Consider the following 19,487-nt stretch of genomic DNA (forward strand, 5'->3'; position numbering starts at 1 on the left):
TCATCTTGAGCACGGACGACTTGCCGGCCCCGGAGGGTCCACCGAGCACGACGCATTCGCCGGCCGCCACCGTCAGGTTGATGCCGGAGATCACCGGGATCACCAGGCCGCCCTGCAGGTGCATGGTGAAGCTCTTGGCCAGGTTGTCGAGAGCAAGGAGGGGCGCTGTCATGTCCGTCTCACGGCTGCAGGATGGAGGAGACGAGGAGCTGGGTATAGGGCTCGCGCGGATCGTCCAGCACCTGGTCGGTCAGGCCGGTCTCGATGGCGCGGCCGTCCTTCATGACGAGGATGCGGTGCGACAGGAGGCGCGCCACCGCCAGGTCGTGGGTGACGACAATGGCGGCGAGGCCGAGATCGGCGACGAGGCCGCGCACGAGATCGAGCAGGCGCGCCTGCACGGAGACATCGAGACCGCCGGTCGGCTCGTCCATGAAGACGAGACGCGGCGCCGTGACGAGGTTGCGGGCGATCTGCAGGCGCTGGCGCATGCCGCCCGAATAGGCGGTCGGGCGCTCGTCGATGCGGCCCGCGTCGATCTCGACGCGCTCCAGCCAGGTCTCGGCCTCGGTGCGGATCTTCCGATAGTGCCGCCAGCCGACCGCCATCAGCCGTTCGCCGACATTGGCGCCGGCCGAGACGCCCATGCGCAGGCCCTGTTCGGCATGCTGGTGGACGAAGCCCCAGTCGGTGCGGAAGAGAAAGCGCCGTTCGGCCTCGGAGAGCGTGAGGATGTCGCGGGTGACGCCGTCGCGCATCCGGTAGAGGACGCGCCCGTCGGAGGGTTCGAGCTGGCCGGAGAGCAGCTTCAGGAGCGTCGACTTGCCCGAGCCGGACTCGCCGACCACCGCGAGCACCTCGCCGGGGAAGAGCTCGAAGCCGACGTCGCGGCAGCCGATGCGGGAGCCATAGAACTTGGTGACGGTCTCGGCCGTGAGGAGGGGGGCGTCCATGGCGTTGCTCATTCCGCCGCTCCCGCGATCGCCGCCGGCGCCTCGCCCAGCAGGGCGCCGCGATGGCCCTCCGCCCGCCGTTCCTCGCAATGGTCTGTGTCGGAGCAGACGAACATCCGCCCGCCGGCATCGTCGGTGATGACCTCGTCGAGATAGGTATGCGTGGCGGCGCAGAGGGCGCAGGCATGATCGAACTTGGTCGGCTCGAAGGGGTGGTCGTCGAAATCGAGCGAGACGACCTTAGTATGCGGCGGCAGCGCGTAGATGCGCTTCTCGCGGCCGGCGCCGAAAAGCTGCAGCGCGGCGCAGTCGTTCATCTTGGGATTATCGAACTTCGGCGTCGGCGAGGGGTCCATCACGTAGCGGTCCTCGACCTTGACCGGATAGGCATAGGTCGTGGCGATATGGCCGTGGGTGGCGATGTCCTCGTAGAGCTTCACATGCATGAGGCCATAATCCTCGAGGGCGTGCATGACGCGCGTCTCGGTCTCGCGCGGCTCGAGGAAGCGAAGCGGTTCGGGGATCGGCACCTGATAGACCAGCACCTGGTCGCCGGTCAGCGCCGCTTCGGGGATCCGGTGGCGGGTCTGGATGATGGTCGCGTTGGCTGTTCGGGTCGTCGTTTCCACGCCTGAGGTCTTCTCGAAGAACTTGCGGATGGAGACGGCATTGGTGGTGTCGTCGGCACCCTGGTCGATGACCTTGAGCCGGTCGGAGGCCCCCAGGATCGCCGCCGTGACCTGTACGCCCCCCGTTCCCCAGCCATAGGGCATCGGCATTTCGCGCGAGGCGAACGGCACCTGATAGCCGGGAATGGCGATGGCCTTCAGGATGGCGCGGCGGATCATGCGCTTCGTCTGTTCGTCGAGATAGGCGAAGTTGTAGCCGCCGGCCGCGACCGTGCCGGACGTTGCCAGGGCGCTCATTCCGCGGCCTCCTTCAGAACGGCGCCGTCCGGACCCGCGGCCGCGGCGCGCGCCGCGATCTCGGCCCGCATCTGGCGGATGAGGCCGAGCTCGGCCTGGAAGTCGACATAGTGCGGCAGCTTCAGGTGCTCGACGAAACCGGTCGCCTGGACATTGTCGGAATGCATCAGCACGAATTCCTCGTCCTGGGCGGGGGCCTTGACCTCCTCGCCGAGCTCGCCGGCGCGCAGTGCCCGGTCGACGAGCGCCATGCCCATGGTCTTCCTCTCGCAATGGCCGAAGGCGAGGCCGTAGCCGCGGGTGAAGCGCGGCGGCTCGGTGGCGGAGCCCTTGAACTGGTTGACCATCTGGCACTCGGTGACGGTGATCTCGCCGAGCGGCACGGCGAAGCCGACATCCTCGGCGAGGAATTCCAGTTCCACCTCGCCGAGGCGGATCTCGCCGGCGAAGGGATGGGTGCGGCCGAAGCCGCGCTGGGTCGAATAGCCGAGCGCCAGGAGGAAACCCTCGTCACCGCGGGCGAGGTTCTGCAGGCGCAGGTCGCGGCCGGCGGGCAAGTCGAGCGGTTCGCGGGTGAGGTCGGGAACCGGCGCATCGGGATCGCCGGGCGGGTTGCGCTCGATCAGGTCGTCATGGCCGAGAAGATCGGTGATGCGCGGCATGGGGACGGGATCGGCGGCGGCGCGGGCCGGCTCGTCGACCTCGGCGCCCGCCTCCAGCAGGAAATCGATGAGGCGGTGGGTGTAGTCGAAGGTCGGCCCGAGGACCTGACCGCCGGGAATGTCCTTGAAGGTGGCCGAGACACGCCGCGCCACCTGCATGGCGGCCGTGTCGATCGGCTGCGTCGCGCCGAAGCGCGGCAGCGTGGTGCGGAAGGCGCGGACGAGGAAGGCGGCTTCCACGAGGTCGCCGCGGGCCTGCTTGATGGCGATGGCGGCGAGGTCGCGGTCATAGAGCGAGCCCTCGGTCATCACCCGGTCGACGGCAAGGGCCAACTGCTCGCGGATCTGGGCGGGCGCCACCTCCGGCACGGCCGGGTCACCGCGGCGGGCATGGGCGAGCAGCCGGTGGGCGTTGTCGATGGCGCGTTCGCCACCCTTGACGGCCACATACATGGGTCAGGTCTCCACCAGGGTGACGCGCGTGGTGCGGGGCAGGGCGGCGACGGAAGACGGTCCGGCGAGAAGGAGGTCGACGCCGCGCGGGAAGAGCGCGTGGTTGGCGGCCAGGCGCTCGACGATGTCGGCGGGGAGGCCAGCGACCGCGAGGGTGGCGTGGCCCTTGATGCCGGGGCCCTCGAGGCGGAGACGGCTGGTGGCTGTGTTCGCCGCGAAATCGGCCACCTGCAGGATCAGCGTCGTCGAGCGGTCCGGATAGATGTCGCTACCGAGGGCGAAACCGGCCAAATCCGGCAGTGCCGCCGGGTCGGCGACGAGGGCGAAGGCCGCCTGCGACGGCGCCGCGATGATGCGGGAGCCGGTGTGGAAGGCGAGCCACGCCGCGACGTCCGGCGCTGCGGCGAGCGGATCGTCCAGCCACAGCGGGGTCTCGTAGTCGGCGAGTGCGACGGCGATGGCGGCGGCCACGGGAGACAGCGGCGCCGGTGCCTCGATCAGCCCGTCGACCGGCTGCAGCGTACCGGGCCGAGCCAGGGCGTTCATCACGGCGCGGAAGGTCTGCTGGGCGCCGTGGACGGGATCGGCGAAGGCGCGGGCGAGAGCCATCAATTGTCTCCGCGGACCATGGTGAAGAAGTCGACGCGGGTGGCGGCAGCGCGCTCGCGCTTCAGTGCGGTCTCGGCGGCGATGCGTTCGCGCACCGGGCGCAGCAGGGCCTCGACGGCATCGCGGGTGGCGGGCGCCTGCCACAGGGCGTCGGCGAGAGCGGCAAGGCGCGCCTTGTCCTTGTCGCGACCGAGCACATGGCCGAATCCGATGACGCCGTCGGGCAGCGACACCGCGGCGCGGGTGACCGTGGCCTCGCCGAGGTTGAAGGGGGCGCCGTCGCCGCCGACGCGGCCGCGCACCATGACGAGGCCGATCTCGGGCGCGCGGAGGACGCGCACCGCGTCTCCGGCGATGGCGTCGAGGCCCGCCAGTTCGGTGGTGGTCGCGCGGCAAACCGCCGCCATGGTAGTCTTGCGGGCGTTCACGGAGGAATCGGGCACGTCGGCGTTCGCTGTCATGATTTGTATATTGATCTAGACCATTATGGTTTTATGACAGTTGGCGCAGTCCTGCAAGTGTGAAATTGACGGACGCGGCGCACGACGGGTGAGCGGTTCCGCATTTCGTTCGCGGGCCGTGACATGCGAATGACGGGAGAGGGCATGCTGGCGAGGGGCAGGGGGGTCACAGTCTGGCGGCAGATCGCCGAGGTGATCGAGGCGGAGATCGCCGGTGGCGGTCTCGTTCCGGGGACGCGGCTGCCGACCGAGGCGGCGCTGACCGAACGATTCGGCGTCAACCGCCATACGGTGCGGCAGGCGGTGAAATCGCTGGTCGACAAGGGGCTCGTGCGGGTGACGCAGGGCTCGGGCACCTATGTCGAGGCCAAGCCCCTGACCTATCCGATCAGCACGCGGACGCGCTTCTCCGAGATCGTGGTCGGCCAGGCGCGAGATCCCGCGGGACGGCTCCTCGGCCACAGCCGGGCCGGCGCCAGCCGCGAGATCGCCGAGGCTCTCGACCTCTCGCCGGAGGACCCGGTGGTGATGGTCGAGAGCGCGCATTTCGCCGACGGCGTGCCGATCTCCTGGGCGGTGACGGCCTTTCCGCTGCCGCGTTTCGCCGACGTTCCCGACGTCTATGCTGCGACGGGGTCGATCACCGCCGCCCTCGCCGCCTGCGGCGTCAACGACTACCGCCGGGCCTCGACCAAGGTCGGCGCCGCCATCGCCGACGCGACCGATTCGGCCCGGCTGGAAATTGCCGAGGGGCGGCCGGTGCTCGTCATCGACAGCATCAATGTCGACCCCGACGGCGTGCCGATCCAGTGGGCGCGCTCACACTTCTGCGCCGACCGCGTGCGATTGACGGTCGGCGGCTAGGGCCGGCTCAGGGCGCGGCGCGCTCGCCGATCAGGGCGAAGCGCAGCCGCGTCGAGATCTGGTCGATGATGCCGACCGTCACCAGGATCATCAGGATCAGCGCCGAGACGTGCTGATATTCCAGCACGCGGATCTGCTCGGCGAGATGCAGGCCGATGCCGCCGGCGCCGACAATGCCGATGATGGTGGCCGAGCGGGTGTTGCTCTCGAAGAAGTAGAGCACCTGGCTTCCGAAGATGGGCAGGACCTGCGGCAGGATACCGAAGCGGATGCCGTGCAGCTTGCTGCCGCCGCTGGAGGCGATGCCTTCCGAGGCCTTGCGGTCGGCGGCCTCGATGGCCTCGGAGAAGAGCTTCGAGAACAGGCCGAAATTCGAACAGAGCAGGGCGAGGACGCCGGCGAAGGGGCCGAGGCCGACGACGCTCACCCAGATCAGCGCCCAGATCAGTTCATCGACGCCGCGGATCGTGTCGACGATGCGGCGCGACAGGAAATGGATGACGGCATTGGGAACGATGTTCTTCGCCACGAGGAACCCGACCGGCAGGGCGAGGATGGCCGCCGTGAAGGTGCCGAGGAAGGCGATGGCCACGGTCTCGGCGAGCGCGTGGAGATAGACGAAGAACTTGGCCCATGTGTCGGTCGAGGGCGGCAGCATGAACCAGAGGAACTGGCCGAGCTTGCCGATGCCGGAAACGAGGCGGGCCCCATCGAACTCGAGAACGACGAGGCCGTAGCCGAAGAGCCCGATCAGCAGGGCGATGACCAGCCCTGCGCGGATCTTCCGGGCGGGCGAGGGATGGAAGATCTCGGGATGGCGCTGCACGAGGCCGTCGCGGTCGGCGCGGGCGGCAATGCGCAGCGGGTGCTCGGCGGCGGGTATGGTCATGAGCGCTGATCCAGGCCGATGAGGCGGTGACGCAGCCACTCGGTGGCGAGGTCGATGATCATCACCGTGGCGATGATCAGCACGAGAATGGCCGAGACGTCGGAATAGTAGAACTTGCGGATGGCCTCGACGAGATCCTGGCCGATGCCGCCGGCACCGACGAAGCCCATCACCGCGGCGCCACGCACGTTCACCTCGAAGCGCAGCAGCGCATAGCTCGCATAGTTCGACAGGACCTGCGGCACCACGGCGAAGCGCATGCATTCGCTCCAGGTGGCGCCGGTCGCGGTCAGGCCGTCCACCGGCTTCATGTCGATATTCTCGGCGACCTCCGCGAACTGCTTGCCGAGCGCGCCGAAGGTGTGGATGGCGATGGCGAGGACGCCGGGCACCGGGCCGAGACCGAAGGCGACGACGAAGATCAGCGCGAAGACGATCTCCGGTACGGTGCGGAAGAATTCGAGCCAGCGCTTGGCAAGGAAGCCGACGGTGGAATTCGGTGTCAGGTTACGGGCCGAGAGGAAGGAAAAGGCGAAGCCGCCGATGGCGCCGATCAGCGTGCCGACATAGGCGATGAGCAGCGTCTCCCAGAGGAGCTTCATCCATTTGTCGAAGCCCCACATCCATTCCACCACGTCGAACAGAACGAAGCGGCCGGCAGCGGCCCCTTGTTCGAGGGTGAAAATGCGGCCGATATAGTCGGTGAACCGCCACAGGTTGGTGAAGAAGGTCGTGGGACGGACCTCCGCGACGATACCGGCGACGATATAGGCGAGGACGAAGAGCCCGAGGCCGATATAGAGCTGGCGCCGCTTGGCGGCGACCGCCTCGGCATAGGCGCCGGCGAGGGACGAGAGCTGGTGATCGGGCAGGCGGGGAACGGCGGTGGACATCGGTTTCCTCTCAGCTGCGCCGGCGGCGCATCTGGTCGATGAAGCGCGAAAGATCGATCATCACCTGGTAGTCCTCGGGCTTCACGGAAACATAAGTGGTGGCATTGCCGTCGCTGATGCGCAGGAAGGCCTCACGATCGGCCGTCGCGGCCTCGATGAAGGCGCGCCTGACCGCTTCGCGCAGGGCTTCGGGGGTCGACCGCATCATGGTGATGGGGGAGCCGGGAATGAGGTCGGACCTGAAGATGATGCGGTATTCCTCAGCGCGCGCCATGTTCTTGGCCACCATGCGCAGCAGGTTCGACTCACGCTCGGTGTTCCACCAGTTGAAGGCCGCGTCGCAGGTGCCCTGGGAAAGGCCGATCACCGCGTTCTCATGACTGCCGGAATAGACGATCTTGCCGAAATGCGCTTCCGGATCGATCCCGAGCTTGTTCAGGGCGTAGCGCGGCACGTTGTTGCCTGAGGCCGAGTTGGGATCGACCAGGCAAAGGTTGCGCCCCTTCAGGTCAGCGAGGCTTTGGGCCGGATCGGCCGCCCGGACATAAAGCACCGAGTAGTAGCCGATAGCGCCCTGCGAATTGGCCATCGTGACCAGCGGCTCGACGCCGTTCTGGGTGACGATGGCGGCACGCGCATAGGCAGCCGGACCCATATGGGCGAAGTGGACCTGTCCAGCACGCAGGCTCTCGATCACCGCCGCGTAGTCGCTGGCGACCCTCAGCGTCACCTTCACGCCCAGGGCCTGCGACAGATAGGCCATGAAGGGGGCATAGCGATCGAGGACGCCCGAGGAGTTCTCGGAGGGGATGATCGAGAAGACCAGTTCGGGATGGGCGCGGCGCCAGTCCCCGGTCTGCGCCAAGACTGGCGCGCCGAAGGGCAGGCTGGCCGCGAGGGCCAGAGCGAGCCGGCGCGAGAGCATGGCACTGATGTCCTGAGCGGGTCGCGGAAAAACGATGAGGCTCCCGCACGATGGCGGGAGCCCCGGTTCATGCCGTCAGGAGCGGGCGCGGCGCATCTGGTCGACGAATTTCTGCAGTTCGACGACGGGGATGTAGTCCTGATGCGTAACCTTCTGGAAGCCGCGGTCCTTGCCGTCGGAGAGACGGTCGAAGGCGGCCTTGTCCTTTTCGGGAGCCTCGATGAAGGCCTTCAGGATGGCGGCCTTGGCATCGGCGGGCAGCGCGGTCAGCCAGGCATAGGGCGAACCGGCGATCAGCTCGGACTTGAAGATGATCTTGAAGTCCTCGAACTTGACCATGCCCTTGTTGACCATGCGCGAGAAATTCGAGTCCTGCTCGGAATTCCACCAGTTGAAGGCGGCGTCGCAAGTGCCCTGGGCCACTGCCGTGATGGCGTTCTCGTGGCTGCCGGCATAGACGACGCGGGAGAAGTGCTGGTCGGGATTTGCGATACCCATGCGGCTCATGGCGTAGCGCGGAACGTTGTTTCCAGAGGTCGAGTTGGGGTCGACGAGGCAGAGGTTCTTGCCGCGCAGGTCCTGGATCGAGGTGGCCGGGTTGTTGGCCCGCGTGTAGAGCACCGAAAAATAGCCGATCGAGCCGTCCGAGTTGATCGTGGTCACGAAGGGCTCGACAGCGCCGTTGGTGACGGTGTGGGCGCGCACATAGGACGAGGGGCCGTAATAGGCGAGATGGATCTGGCCGGCACGCTGGCCCTCGATCACCGCGGCATAGTCGTTGGCGATCCGCAGCGTGACCCTCACGCCGAGTTCCTTGGCGAGATAGGCGTTGAACGGCGCCATACGCTCGGTGAGGCCCGAGGCGTTCTCGGCCGGGACGACGGCGAAGACGAGTTCAGGAAAACGCGTCTGCCAGGCGCCCTGTGCGGAAGCGGCGGCGGAGGCGAAGGGCAGGCCGGCGAGGCCGGTCAAGATCGTGCGGCGGTCGAACATGGGAATGGTCTCCGGAAATTGGGTGGATAGAGGAGGCTGTCAGGCGAAGGCCGCCGTCGGGAGGCCCGGGGCGGGTGCGGGAACAGGCGTATGCCCGTCGAGGACGTCGCCGGCCTCGATGCCGTAGAGTTCGCGCGCAGCGTCGTCCGTCAGCGCGGCAGGGGTGCCGTCGAAGACGATCCGGCCCTGCGCCATGCCGACCAGGCGGTCGCAATAGGACTTGGCGAGGTCGAGGGAGTGAAGGTTGCAGATGACGGTGATGCCGTAGTGACGGTTGATCCGCTGCAGGGCGTCCATCACGATGCGGGTGTTGCGCGGGTCGAGCGAGGCGATCGGCTCGTCGGCGAGGATGATCTTCGGCTCCTGCACCAGGGCGCGGGCGATGGCGACGCGCTGCTGCTGGCCGCCGGACAGGCTCTCGGCGCGCTGTGCCGCGAGGGAGGCGATGTCGAACTGCTCGAGGGCGGAGAGGGCGACGGCCTTGTCCTCCTCGCTCCACAGCTTGAGAAGCGAACGTGCCTGGCCGACATGGTTGAGGCGGCCCATCAGCACGTTGGTCAGCACGTCGAGACGACCGACAAGGTTGAACTGCTGGAAGATCATAGCGCAGGACTGCCGCCAGTCGCGCAGGGCCTGACCGGTGAGGCCGGTCACGTCCTGGCCGTCGCAGACGATCCGACCGGCGGAGGGTTCCTGCAGACGGTTGACCATCCGCAGCAGCGTGGACTTGCCGGCGCCGGAACGGCCGATGATGCCGACGAAGGCACCACGGGCAACCTCGAGCGAGACATCGTCGACCGCCGTCTTCGCACCGAAGCGTCGCGATATCTTGTCGATCGTCAGCATGCACCAGCCCTCTTCGTGAGTAGGCAGTCGGCGAGAGGAGCACCCCCCCGCCGTCCTGCGCTCTAGGGCAGCCTAATTACAGTCGTGTGACAGTCGCCGGCCAAAAGCGACCCCCGGATGTTCATGGGGATACGGGGTCGCAGTCATGCAGTCGTCATCACCGTGTCATCTGTCGCGACGAGGTGCAGCAGTTGCCGAATGCGCAGTCAGGATGCCGCCCTCATGAGCAAGCTGGGCCTCGAACCCTCGATCCACGCCACCGCCATCGTGCGCGACAGCCGCCTTGGCGCCTACACGGAGGTCGGCGCCCGCACGGTGATTTCCGAAACGGTCATGGGTGACTATTCCTACATCGTGCAGGACGGCCAGATCGACATGGCGACCATCGGCAGGTTCTGCTCCATCGCCTCCCATGTGCGGATCAATCCCGGCAACCACCCGATGGAGCGGGCGAGCCAGAGCCATTTCCTCTACCGCGCCTCGCGCTATTTCGACGGCGAGCCCGACGAGGCCGGGTTCTTCGACTGGCGGCGCTCCCATGCCGTGACGATCGGCCACGACGTCTGGATCGGCCATGGCGGGGTGGTGCTGGCGGGCAAGCATATCGGCACCGGCGCCGTGGTCGCGGCGGGCGCCATCGTCACCAAGGACGTCGCGCCCTATACCGTGGTGGGCGGCAACCCGGCGCGGGTCATCAAACGCCGCTTTCCCGAGGAGGTCGCCGCCAGGCTGGAGGCGCTCGCCTGGTGGGACTGGGATCACGAGCGGCTGCGCCAGGCCCTGCCCGACTTCCGGACGCTGCCGGTGGAGGCGTTCCTGGAGAGGAACGGCGGCTGACAGGTCCACGGGGCCTCTGGTCCCCTTATTGTCATTTGTGCGTTGCAGCATTGATCCATGTCGTCGCACCGTGGAGGCCATCGCGGCGACATGGCGCCGCCGGGTAGCCTGCGCCTTCAGCCTGCCCCTAATGTGCGTCCCCGGCCTCTGCCCCCCACTGGATCGACGGAGACCCTCCCCATGTCCCTCTATCGCCTCGACCGGTTCTTCGCGCCGCGTTCCGTCGCCGTCGTCGGCGCCACCGACCGGCCGCACTCGATGGGGCAGGCGCTGATGGCCAATATGGTCAGGGCGGGATTTACCGGCCAGCTTCTCCCGATCAACCCGAAACATCGGACGGTGGCGGGCCTCAATGCCTTCGCCTCGCTGTCCAGCCTGCCCGCCGTCCCCGATCTCGTGGTGATGGCGACGCCGGGCGCGACCATTCCCGCGCTGGTCGATGAGGCGGCGCGGCTCGGCGTGCCGGCGGCGGTGGTCATCTCGGCGCTCGACCGGCACGGTTACGAGACGGCGACCGCGCGTCTCGACGCGGCGGTGCGCGGCAAGGGGATCCGGCTCGTCGGGCCGAACTGCTTCGGTGTCATCGCGCCGCATGGCGGGGTGGATGCGAGCTTTGCCTCGCGCAAGACGCGGCCGGGCTCGCTGGCGCTGGTGTCGCAGTCGGGCGCGATCGCGGCGGCCCTGCTGGAATGGGCGGAGGTGCGCCGCATCGGCTTTTCCGGCGTCGTGACGCTCGGCGACCAGCTCGACGTCGACATCGGCGACTGCCTCGACTATTTCGCCGCCGACTATCGCACGCGCGCGATCCTCGTCTACCTCGAGGCGATCAAGGATGTGCGCAAGTTCATGGCCTCCGCGCGTGCGGCCGCGCGCTCGAAGCCGGTGATCGTGCTGAAGGCCGGCCGCAGCCTCGCGGCGGCGAGCGCGGCGAAGTCGCATACGGGCGCGCTCGCGGGCGCGGACGACGTCTATGCCGCCGCCTTCGCGCGCGCCGGCCTCGTGCGCGTCAACGACCTCGACGAGCTCATCGCCGCCGCCGAGACGCTGTCGCGCTACCCGGCCTTTTCCGGCGACCGGCTCGGCATCGTCACCAATGGCGGCGGGCTCGGTGTTCTCGCCGTCGACGCCCTTGTCGATCAGGGCGGCCGGGTCGCCGGTCTCGGCGCGGCGACGAAGGCGAAGCTCGACGCCACGATGCCGTCGACCTGGTCGGGCGCCAATCCGGTCGACATCATCGGTGACGCCGACGGCGCCCGCTATGTGGCGGCGATGGAAGCCGTCTTCGAGGACCGCGACATCGACGCCGTGCTGGTGATGAACTGCCCGACGGCGCTGCTGCCGAGCCTCGATGCGGCGCAGGCGGTGGCCAAGGTAATCACCGACCGCAAGAGCCGCGGCGGCCGCATGAAGCCGGTCTTCACCGTCTGGCTCGGCGACCAGGAGGCGGCGACCGACCTCTTCGCCCAGGCGGGCCTGCCGAGCTACCCGACCGAATCGGAGGCGGTGCGCGGCTTCATGCACATGGTGCGCTACCGGCGCGGCCAGGATGCGCTGATGGAGACGCCGGAAACCGCCGAGATCGTCTCGCCGGAGGACCTCGCCGCCCTGCGCGCCGAACTCGACGCGGCGGTGAAGGCGGAGAAGCGCTGGCTCGACCCGCTCCTCGTCGACCGCATTCTCACCGCCTACGGCATCCCGACCGTGCCGATCGCCGCCGCCGCAACGCCTCAGGAGGCCGGCGCCTTCGCCGCCCCCTTCCTCGCCGCCGGTCAGGCCATCGCGGTGAAGATCCTGTCGCCCGACATCACCCACAAATCCGATGTCGGCGGGGTCCGGCTGGCGCTGGCGACCCGCGAGGCGGTGGAGACGGCGGTCACCGAGATGCTGGCGCGGGTGGCCAAGGCGATGCCGCAGGCGCGCATCGACGGCGTCATGGTGCAGCCGATGGTCTATCGCCCCGGCGCCATCGAGCTGATCGCCGGCCTCGCCGACGATCCGACCTTCGGCTCGGTCATGCTGTTCGGCCGCGGCGGCAAGGCGGTGGAACTGATCAAGGACCGCGCGCTGGCGCTGCCTCCCCTCGACATGCGGATCGCCCGCGACATGATCGCCCAGACCCGCATCTCCCGTCAGATGGCCGGCTATCGCGACGTGCCGCCGGTGGATGGGGCCAAGGTCGCGGAAATCCTGGTGCGCCTGTCGCAGCTCGCCGCCGACCTGCCGCAGGTCGCCGAGATCGACATCAACCCGCTGCTGGCGGATGCCGCCGGGATCGTGGCGCTCGACGCCCGCATCGCTGTCGGTGCGCCGAAGGCCAAGGGCCTGGTGCGCGGCGGCCATCCGCGCTTCGCCATCCGGCCCTATCCGAAGGAATGGGAGCAGGACCTCGTCACCGAGAGTGGCTTCGCCTGCCGGGTGCGTCCGGTCCGCCCCGAGGACGAGCAGCTGTTCCGCACCTTCTTCGAGCGGGTCGACCCCGACGACATCCGCCAGCGCTTCTTCGCCCCGGTGAAGGAGTTCTCCCACGCCTTCATCGCCCGCCTCACCCAGATCGACTATGCCCGCTCGATGGTTCTGGTGGCGCTCGACCCGGCCGGCGGCGACATGCTCGGTGCCGTCCGCCTGCACGCCGACCCGGACAACGAGAATGCCGAATATGCGATCTTTGTGCGCTCGGACCAGCAGGGCCGCGGCCTCGGCCTGTCGCTGATGAAACTCATCATCGCCTATGGCCGCCGGCAGGGCACCCGGCGCATCTACGGCCAGGTTCTGGCGGAGAATGTCCGGATGCTGGCGCTGGCCCGTGAGCTCGGCTTTCGGGTGGGCGCCGACCCCGACGACCACGCCCTGCAGAGGGTGGTCCTGGACCTCGGCGAGGGGGGATAGATTCGGGACGAAACCCAGGCGCGGACTGGCTTTTATCGAAAAGTTATCAGACAGCGTTGCGCTCTGTGGTAGGATTTGCGTCAGGTTGGGGAATTTCGCCTGGCAGGCGAGGTTGGTCTTCCTGACTGCTGCCCAGCACTGCCTGTCTCCGGTCCTGCCCGGTCTCGTCCCAGCCATCCACGCCTTGACCACCGCCGCCGGGCGGACGTCGCGGATTCCTGGGCAAGGCTCGGACAGGACGTGAAAAAATGGCGCCTGACTGCGGCGAGCCAGCAGCCATCCTCCACGACAGGCGCGCGGAATGAGGGGAACGGCTTCACCTCTCACCCAAAGGCGGGTTGGTCATCGTCCGAGCGCGTAGAATTCCGTGTTCGGACGCATGCTGGTGACATTGGCGAGACGGTTGGAGAGACCGAAGAAGGCCGCGATTGCGGCGATGTCCCACACGTCCTCCGCGTCGAAGCCGTGGGACGCGAGGACATCGATGTCATCGTCGCCAATCCGGTAGGCTTCGGTCGAGACCTTGATGGCAAAGTCGATCATCGCCTTGTGGCGGAGCGTGATGTCCGCCTTCCGGTAGTTCACCGCCACCTGATCGGCGATCAACGGGTTTTTCGCGCGGATCCGCAGAATGGCGCCGTGCGCGACGACGCAGTACTGGCACTGGTTCAGATTGCTCGTGGCGACGATGATCATTTCCCGCTCGGCTTTGGACAGGTTGCCGGGCTTGTCCATCAGCGCGTCGTGATAGGCGAAGAAGGCGCGAAACTCGGCCGGCCGGTGGGCCAGGACCAGGAACACATTGGGAATGAACCCCGACTTCTCCTTGGCTGCCAGGATCCTTTCGCGGATGTCATCGGGCATGTCCGCAAGGGGCGGGACGGGAAAGCGGCTGACGGCCTCGTGTTCGGTCACGGGTGGTTCCTCTCGATGGCGGCGCGCCTGGTGTGAGCCTGGCGCGGAGTGGAGGGCGCGGATCGCCTGGCCGGGGCCGGGTTCGGCCCGCCGCTGCTTCCGGCGGGCCAAGCATGACGTCGGCGCGGCGCCGGCCCTGCTCGGAGCGGACCTCGCCTTCGGGAGGGTTCCGCCCCGGCAGCGGTGGAGGCTCAGGCGGTGAAGTAGGGTGAGTTCATGTCGGCGCTTGCCGTGGCGACAACATCCCCGTCGAAGATCTTCACGGTGAGACAGGCATTTGCGCCCTTTGCGAAACCGGCCAGCATGCCCTCGGCATAGGCACGGGCATTGCCGATGGAATCGAATTCGTAAAAGCCGCCGATCGACTGGGTGTTGATCCCGCTCAGCCATGTCTTGCTGATGAGCCCCTCGACGGTCCGCATCGCGGGATTGGCTTCCGTCCAGACCGCTTCGGTGAAGGGTTTGGACGCCTGGAATTCGGCATAGAGAAAGACGCGGCTGGGTTCAGTCATGGGCTGGCTCCTTGTGGATCACTTGCATGGCCAGCCAGACTATCGTTATCTTTTTCTAGAATGTAAGTACGCACCTTTTGGTAACAATTGACATGTTCCTCCCCGCCGATCCCTACAACATGAACTGCCCGTCCCGCGAGATGCTCGACCTCATCGGCGGAAAATGGGCCATTCTGATCCTGTGCTGCCTGCAGCAGGGCCCGGTTCGCACCGGAGCCCTGTCGCGTGCCATCAACGGGATTTCGCAGAAGATGCTGACCCAAACCCTGCGCGCTCTTGAGCGCGACGGGATCATCGAACGCATCAGTCACCCGGAAGTGCCGCCGCGGGTCGAATACAGGCTGACCGACCTCGGTCGGTCCCTCAGCACACTCGCCCGCGCCATGGAGCAGTGGGTCGTCGACCATTATCCCGCCATCCTGGAACAGCGCCGCCGGAGGGAAGGCGAGGATGCGCGGGCATGAGGTGAATGGTGGCGCCTTATCGCGGCAAGGCTGCCGGCCTCCACACGACAGGCGCCCGGGACGTCGCCCGCGGTTTCACATCTGCCCGGCCGCCCAGGACGAGGGCTCCCTTTCCCCTCTCCCCGGCTAGGGAGAGGGGAAGCGACCGCTGCCCGCCCTTCGGCCGATGGCCGCTGCGGCGCCTCCGTGCCAGTCTCGCCGCCACCCCGCTTCCTGCCTGCGGAGATCAACGATGCCCCGCCACGCGCCGTCGACCCGTCTCGTCACCCACGAGGTGACCAACCAGCCGCCGGATTTCGCCGGCCGCAACCTCTTCACCGCCGATCCGATCCTGCGCCACTGGGCGCTGCGCGAGGGCGGTGACTGGGTGGACGCGCCGCTGACCGCGCTCGGCGCTGCGGTCGGTTCGGAAGAGGTGCTGGCCTTCGGCGATGAGGCGAACCGCCATCCGCCGGAGCTGACGGTCTTCGACCGCTACGGGCGGCGCATCGACGAGGTGCGCTTCCATCCGAGCTACCACCGGCTGATGGACCTCGCGATGGAGCACCGGATCCATTCCATCGCCTGGGCCGAGGAGCGGCCCGGCAATCACGTGGCCCATGCGGCGATGCTCGCCCTGTTCACCGAGGCCGAGCAGGGCACGATGTGCCCGATCTCCATGACCTATGCGAGCGTGCCGGCGCTGCGCCACCAGCCCGACGTCGCCGCGACCTGGGTGCCGAAGATCGTCGGCGGCACCTATGACGCGCCCTTGCGGCCGATCGCCGGGAAGCGCGGCGTCACTATCGGCATGGCGATGACGGAGAAACAGGGCGGCAGCGACGTGCGCGCCAACACCACACGGGCCACCCGCGACGGCGAGGCCTTCCGCCTCACCGGCCACAAATGGTTCTGCTCGGCGCCGATGTGCGACGCCTTCCTGACGCTGGCGCAGACGGAGAAGGGGCTCTCCTGCTTCCTGGTGCCGCGGATCACGCCTGATGGGGAGCGCAACAGCCTCCACGTCATGCGGCTGAAGGACAAGCTCGGCAACCGCTCCAACGCCTCGGCGGAGATCGAGTATCACGACACCCATGCGGTGCTGCTCGGCGAGGAGGGCCGCGGCGTCGCAACGATCATCGAGATGGTCCACCACACCCGCCTCGACACGATCGCCGGAACGGTCGGCATCATGGGCATGGCGCTGGCGCAGGCGCGCCATCATGTTGGCCACCGGCGGGCCTTCCAGAAGACGCTGATCGACCAGCCGGCGATGCGGGCCGTGGTGGCCGACCTGTCGCTGGAATATGAGGCGGCGGTGGCGCTCACCATGCGGGTGGCGCGGGCCTTTTCCGTGACGACCGAGGGCGAGCGGGCCTTCGCGCGGCTGGCTGTGGCTGTGGCGAAATACTGGCTCACCAAGCGCAACCCGAACTTCGTCTACGAGTGCATGGAATGCCATGGCGGGGCTGGCTATGTGGAGGAGAGCCCGCTGCCGCGGCTGTTCCGCGAGAGCCCGCTCAATGCCATCTGGGAGGGCTCGGGCAATGTCATCGCCCTCGACATCCTGAGGACGCTGGGGCGCGAACCGGCGGCGGTGGAGACCTTCCGTGCCGAGGTTGCAACCGCGCTCGGAGCGAACCCGTTGCTCGACGCGGCGATCAGCGGGCTCTTCGCCCTGCTCGCCCGCGTCCCCGCAGAGGCCGACGCCCGGCGGGTGGCGGAGCGCATGGCACTGGTGCTGCAGGGCGCGCTGCTGGTGCAGGGCGCGCCGGTCGCCGTGGCGGATGCCTTCATCGCGACGCGGCTCGGGGCTGAGGGCGGCCGCAGCTTCGGGGTGCTGCCGGCGGGAGCGGATATCGACGCGATCCTCGCCCGGGTCGTCGGTTAGCGGTGAGGGAACCGGGTTCACCTCTCCCCGCCGGGAAGAGGTGAAGCGGCGCCATCTTCGTCGTCGATCGTGACCGTCGCCCGGACCTGCGGCCTTGACCGCTTCCACCGCATCGGGCATCGCTCGCGAGGCGATTGACGCGGCGCAGCACCGTCCGTCCCTCGCCGAGGACGAGGCCCGACCCGATGACCAGCATAACGCAGGCGGTGGAGTTCGACGCCGACGACGAGGAGACCTTCGTCCCGGCGCTCGGCGAGACCCATTCTGCACGGGCCAAGCAGATCCTCCGGGACCATCCCGAGATTCGCGGCCTGATCGGCCGCAATCCCTGGACCGCGGCGGTGACGGCGGCCTATGTCGGCATCCAGCTCGCCGTGGCGGTCGCCTTCGGGTGGGCGGGCGCCTCGTGGTGGTGGCTGGCGCTGATCGTCGCCTATGGCTTCGGCGCCTTCCTCAACCACGGGCTCTATGTCGTCGTCCACGACGCCACCCATAACCTGATCTTCCGCAGCCGCTTCGCCAACAGGGTCGTGCTGCTCGTCGCCGACATCCCGCAGGTCCTGCCCGGCGCCATGGGCTTTCGCGCCTGCCATCTCGCCCATCATTCCCATCTCGGCGAGATGGACGGCGACACCGACATTCCCCATGCCTGGGAGGCCCGGCTGATCGGCCATTCCACCTGGCGCAAGGCGATGTGGTTCCTGTTCTTTCCGGTCTTCCAGGTGCTCCGGGTGACGCGGGTGCGCGGCGTGGCGACGCCTGACCGCTGGATGATCGCCAATTACGTGGTCAATTTCGGCTTTGCCGGGCTGCTCGGCTGGTTCGCCGGCTGGACGGCGGTGCTCTATCTCTTCGCCTCGTTCTGGTTCGCCATCAGCCTGCATCCGCTCGGCGCGCGCTGGGTGCAGGAGCATTTCACCGGCGATGAGGTGCACGACACCGCCAACTATTACGGCCCGCTCAACGGCGTGGCTCTGAATATCGGCTATCACAACGAGCACCACGACTTCCCCTCGATCCCGTGGAACCGCCTGCCCGAGGTGACGCGCATCGCGCCGGACTATTACCTCACCCTGCCGAGCCACCGGTCCTGGACGAAGCTGCTGATCGGCTTCATCACCGATCCCGCTCAGTCGCTGTGGACCCGCACCGTGCGCCCCGAGGCCGGGGGCCGGGCGGCGGGCGCATAGTCCGCGCAGACACCATGGCCTAGTCCATCGGGCCGAATGGCGCCGGCCCCCGGGCGGTCTAGGGTGCCTTTTGGGAAATCGTGCGTCCGCTGCCCGCGGATCGCCATCGCCACAACTGAGGTCCCATGCTGCGGGTGATCATCGTCTTCGGGCTTCTGGCCATCGTCGGGGGCATCGCCACCTGGCGCCCCGACCTCGCGGAGAAGGCCTATCACCAGGTGCAGGCCTGGGTGGCGCCGAAACCCGCCGAGGCGCCGGCGGCCCAGGGGCGCCGCCCCGGTGGCGGCGGGCCGCCGGTCGCAGTGACGCTGGCGCGCGCCGAGAAGCGCAACGTTCCGATCATGGTCGAGGCCGTCGGCACCGTGCAGCCGATCGCGGCGCTGCAGATCAAGGCGCGGATCGACAGCCAGGTCGCCGCCGTCCATGTCGCCGAGGGCGCTTCCGTGAAGCAGGGCGACCTGCTGTTCAGCCTCGACGACCGGGCGCTGACGGCACAGCTCGCCCAGATCGAGGCGCAGATCCTGCGCACCAAGGCCCAGCTCGAACAGGCGGTGCGCGACCGCGAGCGCGCCATCGACCTCAGCCGCCGCAACGTCGGCACCGACGTCGCCCGCGACAACGCCATCACCAACGTCAAGGCGGTGGAAGCCCAGCTCGCCGCCGACGAGGCGAGCCGGATCAACGTCACCACCCAGCTCAGCTTCACCCGGATCACGGCGCCGCTGACGGGGCGTATCGGCTCGATCGCCGCCAAGGTCGGCACCTCCGTGCGCAATGCCGACACGGCGGCGATGACGACGATCAACCAGATCGATCCGATCCACATCGCCTTCGCCGTGCCGCAGTCGACCTTCTACGAGATGCGCGCCCTCATCGGCGACGATCCGACCCGCATCAAGGTCGAGGCCACCGTCGGCGGGCGGACCTCCACCGGCGCCATCGCCTTCATCGAGAACCAGGTCGATCTCGCCACCGGGACGGTGACCGCCAAGGCGCGGATGGAGAACGGTTCGGAGCAACTCTGGCCGGGGTCCTTTGTGCCAGTGAGGGTGACGCTCGGAATGCAGGAGGGCGCGGTGGTCATCCCCGCCGTGGCGCTGCAGGTCGGGCAGAGCGGACCCTATGTCTTCACGGTGAAGGACGGCCGGGCCGCGGTGGTGCAGGTCAAGGTGGCCCGCACGGTCGGCGATGTCGCCATCCTCTCGGAAGGTCTCGCCGGGGGCGAACAGGTGATCACCTCGGGCCAGCTGCGGCTCGCCGCCGGCGTGCCTGTAGCGGCGCGTCAGGCCGGGACGAGCGACACGCCCACGCCGCCGCGCGCCCCGCAGAGCTGAGGATC

20 protein-coding genes are annotated in these 19,487 nt (G+C 68.1%); 7 read left to right on the forward strand and 13 right to left on the reverse strand.

The window, feature by feature from the left end:
• From Q8O26_RS17230 to phnG, 6 genes are all read right to left on the reverse strand, one after another.
• The coding region (locus Q8O26_RS17230) for an ATP-binding cassette domain-containing protein (protein WP_305577860.1) at nt 1–172 on the reverse strand (172 nt) is incomplete at its 3' end.
• A gap of 7 nt (nt 173–179) precedes the next feature.
• Nucleotides 180–953: a phosphonate C-P lyase system protein PhnK gene (gene phnK / locus Q8O26_RS17235; protein ID WP_371134598.1), complete on the reverse strand. Its 774-nt coding sequence runs from the start codon at nt 951–953 to the stop codon at nt 180–182.
• Nucleotides 954–961: 8 nt separating this feature from the next.
• Nucleotides 962–1,879, reverse strand: a complete 918-nt coding sequence (locus tag Q8O26_RS17240; protein WP_305577816.1) for an alpha-D-ribose 1-methylphosphonate 5-phosphate C-P-lyase PhnJ — start codon at nt 1,877–1,879, stop codon at nt 962–964.
• On the reverse strand, nt 1,876–2,994 hold the full coding sequence (locus tag Q8O26_RS17245) for a carbon-phosphorus lyase complex subunit PhnI (protein ID WP_305577818.1): 1,119 nt from the start codon (nt 2,992–2,994) through the stop codon (nt 1,876–1,878). The genes Q8O26_RS17240 and Q8O26_RS17245 overlap by 4 nt, the downstream gene beginning before the upstream one ends.
• A gap of 3 nt (nt 2,995–2,997) precedes the next feature.
• A complete protein-coding gene (gene phnH, locus Q8O26_RS17250) occupies nt 2,998–3,603 on the reverse strand; it encodes a phosphonate C-P lyase system protein PhnH (protein WP_305577820.1) in 606 nt (201 codons plus the stop codon).
• Nucleotides 3,603–4,064: a phosphonate C-P lyase system protein PhnG gene (gene phnG, locus Q8O26_RS17255; protein ID WP_305577822.1), complete on the reverse strand. Its 462-nt coding sequence runs from the start codon at nt 4,062–4,064 to the stop codon at nt 3,603–3,605. Before phnG ends, phnH begins: the two co-directional genes overlap by 1 nt.
• Nucleotides 4,065–4,208: 144 nt before the next feature.
• On the opposite strand from phnG, the gene phnF reads away from it, so the two are divergent.
• On the forward strand, nt 4,209–4,928 hold the full coding sequence (gene phnF / locus Q8O26_RS17260; RefSeq protein ID WP_305577825.1) for a phosphonate metabolism transcriptional regulator PhnF: 720 nt from the start codon (nt 4,209–4,211) through the stop codon (nt 4,926–4,928).
• Between the two features lie 7 nt (nt 4,929–4,935).
• Here phnF and phnE (Q8O26_RS17265) read toward each other — a convergent pair whose 3' ends face one another.
• The 5 genes from phnE (Q8O26_RS17265) to phnC all read right to left on the reverse strand — a co-directional run bounded on the left by phnE (Q8O26_RS17265) (nt 4,936) and on the right by phnC (nt 9,474).
• Entirely contained in the window at nt 4,936–5,817 is an 882-nt protein-coding gene (gene phnE / locus Q8O26_RS17265) for a phosphonate ABC transporter, permease protein PhnE (protein ID WP_305577827.1), read from the reverse strand.
• The gene (gene phnE / locus Q8O26_RS17270; RefSeq protein ID WP_305577829.1) at nt 5,814–6,710 is read right to left on the reverse strand and encodes a phosphonate ABC transporter, permease protein PhnE; all 897 of its coding nucleotides are present in this window, start codon (nt 6,708–6,710) and stop codon (nt 5,814–5,816) included. The genes phnE (Q8O26_RS17265) and phnE (Q8O26_RS17270) overlap by 4 nt, the downstream gene beginning before the upstream one ends.
• Nucleotides 6,711–6,720: 10 nt before the next feature.
• A complete protein-coding gene (gene phnD, locus Q8O26_RS17275) occupies nt 6,721–7,635 on the reverse strand; it encodes a phosphonate ABC transporter substrate-binding protein (protein WP_305577831.1) in 915 nt (304 codons plus the stop codon).
• Between the two features lie 75 nt (nt 7,636–7,710).
• Nucleotides 7,711–8,628, reverse strand: a complete 918-nt coding sequence (gene phnD, locus Q8O26_RS17280) for a phosphonate ABC transporter substrate-binding protein (protein ID WP_305577833.1) — start codon at nt 8,626–8,628, stop codon at nt 7,711–7,713.
• A gap of 39 nt (nt 8,629–8,667) precedes the next feature.
• Entirely contained in the window at nt 8,668–9,474 is an 807-nt protein-coding gene (gene phnC / locus Q8O26_RS17285; RefSeq protein WP_305577834.1) for a phosphonate ABC transporter ATP-binding protein, read from the reverse strand.
• A gap of 222 nt (nt 9,475–9,696) precedes the next feature.
• On the opposite strand from phnC, the gene Q8O26_RS17290 reads away from it, so the two are divergent.
• Nucleotides 9,697–10,311: a chloramphenicol acetyltransferase gene (locus tag Q8O26_RS17290; RefSeq protein WP_305577836.1), complete on the forward strand. Its 615-nt coding sequence runs from the start codon at nt 9,697–9,699 to the stop codon at nt 10,309–10,311.
• Nucleotides 10,312–10,491: 180 nt separating this feature from the next.
• Entirely contained in the window at nt 10,492–13,197 is a 2,706-nt protein-coding gene (locus tag Q8O26_RS17295; RefSeq protein ID WP_305577838.1) for a bifunctional acetate--CoA ligase family protein/GNAT family N-acetyltransferase, read from the forward strand.
• A gap of 342 nt (nt 13,198–13,539) precedes the next feature.
• Here the strand turns inward: Q8O26_RS17295 and Q8O26_RS17300 are convergent, their stop codons facing one another.
• Both Q8O26_RS17300 and Q8O26_RS17305 read right to left on the reverse strand, forming a co-directional pair.
• Nucleotides 13,540–14,112 (reverse strand): peroxidase-related enzyme, encoded by a 573-nt coding sequence (locus Q8O26_RS17300; protein WP_305577840.1) that lies wholly within the window; start codon nt 14,110–14,112, stop codon nt 13,540–13,542.
• Between the two features lie 191 nt (nt 14,113–14,303).
• Nucleotides 14,304–14,624: a YdhR family protein gene (locus Q8O26_RS17305; protein ID WP_305577842.1), complete on the reverse strand. Its 321-nt coding sequence runs from the start codon at nt 14,622–14,624 to the stop codon at nt 14,304–14,306.
• Nucleotides 14,625–14,716: 92 nt separating this feature from the next.
• Between Q8O26_RS17305 and Q8O26_RS17310 the strand changes: the two genes are divergently transcribed.
• The 4 genes from Q8O26_RS17310 to Q8O26_RS17325 all read left to right on the forward strand — a co-directional run bounded on the left by Q8O26_RS17310 (nt 14,717) and on the right by Q8O26_RS17325 (nt 19,482).
• Nucleotides 14,717–15,088: a helix-turn-helix domain-containing protein gene (locus Q8O26_RS17310; RefSeq protein WP_305577844.1), complete on the forward strand. Its 372-nt coding sequence runs from the start codon at nt 14,717–14,719 to the stop codon at nt 15,086–15,088.
• A 232-nt stretch (nt 15,089–15,320) separates the two neighbouring features.
• Nucleotides 15,321–16,958 (forward strand): acyl-CoA dehydrogenase family protein, encoded by a 1,638-nt coding sequence (locus tag Q8O26_RS17315; protein WP_305577846.1) that lies wholly within the window; start codon nt 15,321–15,323, stop codon nt 16,956–16,958.
• 185 nt (nt 16,959–17,143) lie between these two features.
• A complete protein-coding gene (locus Q8O26_RS17320) occupies nt 17,144–18,148 on the forward strand; it encodes a fatty acid desaturase (RefSeq protein WP_305577848.1) in 1,005 nt (334 codons plus the stop codon).
• 125 nt (nt 18,149–18,273) lie between these two features.
• Nucleotides 18,274–19,482: an efflux RND transporter periplasmic adaptor subunit gene (locus Q8O26_RS17325; RefSeq protein WP_305577850.1), complete on the forward strand. Its 1,209-nt coding sequence runs from the start codon at nt 18,274–18,276 to the stop codon at nt 19,480–19,482.
• Nucleotides 19,483–19,487: the final 5 nt, after the last annotated feature.

It is taken from the genome of Phreatobacter sp. (assembly GCF_030691135.1).
GTDB lineage: Bacteria > Pseudomonadota > Alphaproteobacteria > Rhizobiales > Phreatobacteraceae > Phreatobacter.

Coding starts and splice junctions, on each gene's coding strand:
- phnK (WP_371134598.1), bottom strand. CDS start 953: ATGGACGCCCCCCTCCTCACGGCCGAGACCGTCACCAAGTTCTATGGC.
- Q8O26_RS17240 (WP_305577816.1), bottom strand. CDS start 1,879: ATGAGCGCCCTGGCAACGTCCGGCACGGTCGCGGCCGGCGGCTACAAC.
- Q8O26_RS17245 (WP_305577818.1), bottom strand. CDS start 2,994: ATGTATGTGGCCGTCAAGGGTGGCGAACGCGCCATCGACAACGCCCAC.
- phnH (WP_305577820.1), bottom strand. CDS start 3,603: ATGGCTCTCGCCCGCGCCTTCGCCGATCCCGTCCACGGCGCCCAGCAG.
- phnG (WP_305577822.1), bottom strand. CDS start 4,064: ATGACAGCGAACGCCGACGTGCCCGATTCCTCCGTGAACGCCCGCAAG.
- phnF (WP_305577825.1), top strand. CDS start 4,209: ATGCTGGCGAGGGGCAGGGGGGTCACAGTCTGGCGGCAGATCGCCGAG.
- phnE (WP_305577827.1), bottom strand. CDS start 5,817: ATGACCATACCCGCCGCCGAGCACCCGCTGCGCATTGCCGCCCGCGCC.
- phnE (WP_305577829.1), bottom strand. CDS start 6,710: ATGTCCACCGCCGTTCCCCGCCTGCCCGATCACCAGCTCTCGTCCCTC.
- phnD (WP_305577831.1), bottom strand. CDS start 7,635: ATGCTCTCGCGCCGGCTCGCTCTGGCCCTCGCGGCCAGCCTGCCCTTC.
- phnD (WP_305577833.1), bottom strand. CDS start 8,628: ATGTTCGACCGCCGCACGATCTTGACCGGCCTCGCCGGCCTGCCCTTC.
- phnC (WP_305577834.1), bottom strand. CDS start 9,474: ATGCTGACGATCGACAAGATATCGCGACGCTTCGGTGCGAAGACGGCG.
- Q8O26_RS17290 (WP_305577836.1), top strand. CDS start 9,697: ATGAGCAAGCTGGGCCTCGAACCCTCGATCCACGCCACCGCCATCGTG.
- Q8O26_RS17295 (WP_305577838.1), top strand. CDS start 10,492: ATGTCCCTCTATCGCCTCGACCGGTTCTTCGCGCCGCGTTCCGTCGCC.
- Q8O26_RS17305 (WP_305577842.1), bottom strand. CDS start 14,624: ATGACTGAACCCAGCCGCGTCTTTCTCTATGCCGAATTCCAGGCGTCC.
- Q8O26_RS17310 (WP_305577844.1), top strand. CDS start 14,717: ATGTTCCTCCCCGCCGATCCCTACAACATGAACTGCCCGTCCCGCGAG.
- Q8O26_RS17315 (WP_305577846.1), top strand. CDS start 15,321: ATGCCCCGCCACGCGCCGTCGACCCGTCTCGTCACCCACGAGGTGACC.
- Q8O26_RS17320 (WP_305577848.1), top strand. CDS start 17,144: ATGACCAGCATAACGCAGGCGGTGGAGTTCGACGCCGACGACGAGGAG.
- Q8O26_RS17325 (WP_305577850.1), top strand. CDS start 18,274: ATGCTGCGGGTGATCATCGTCTTCGGGCTTCTGGCCATCGTCGGGGGC.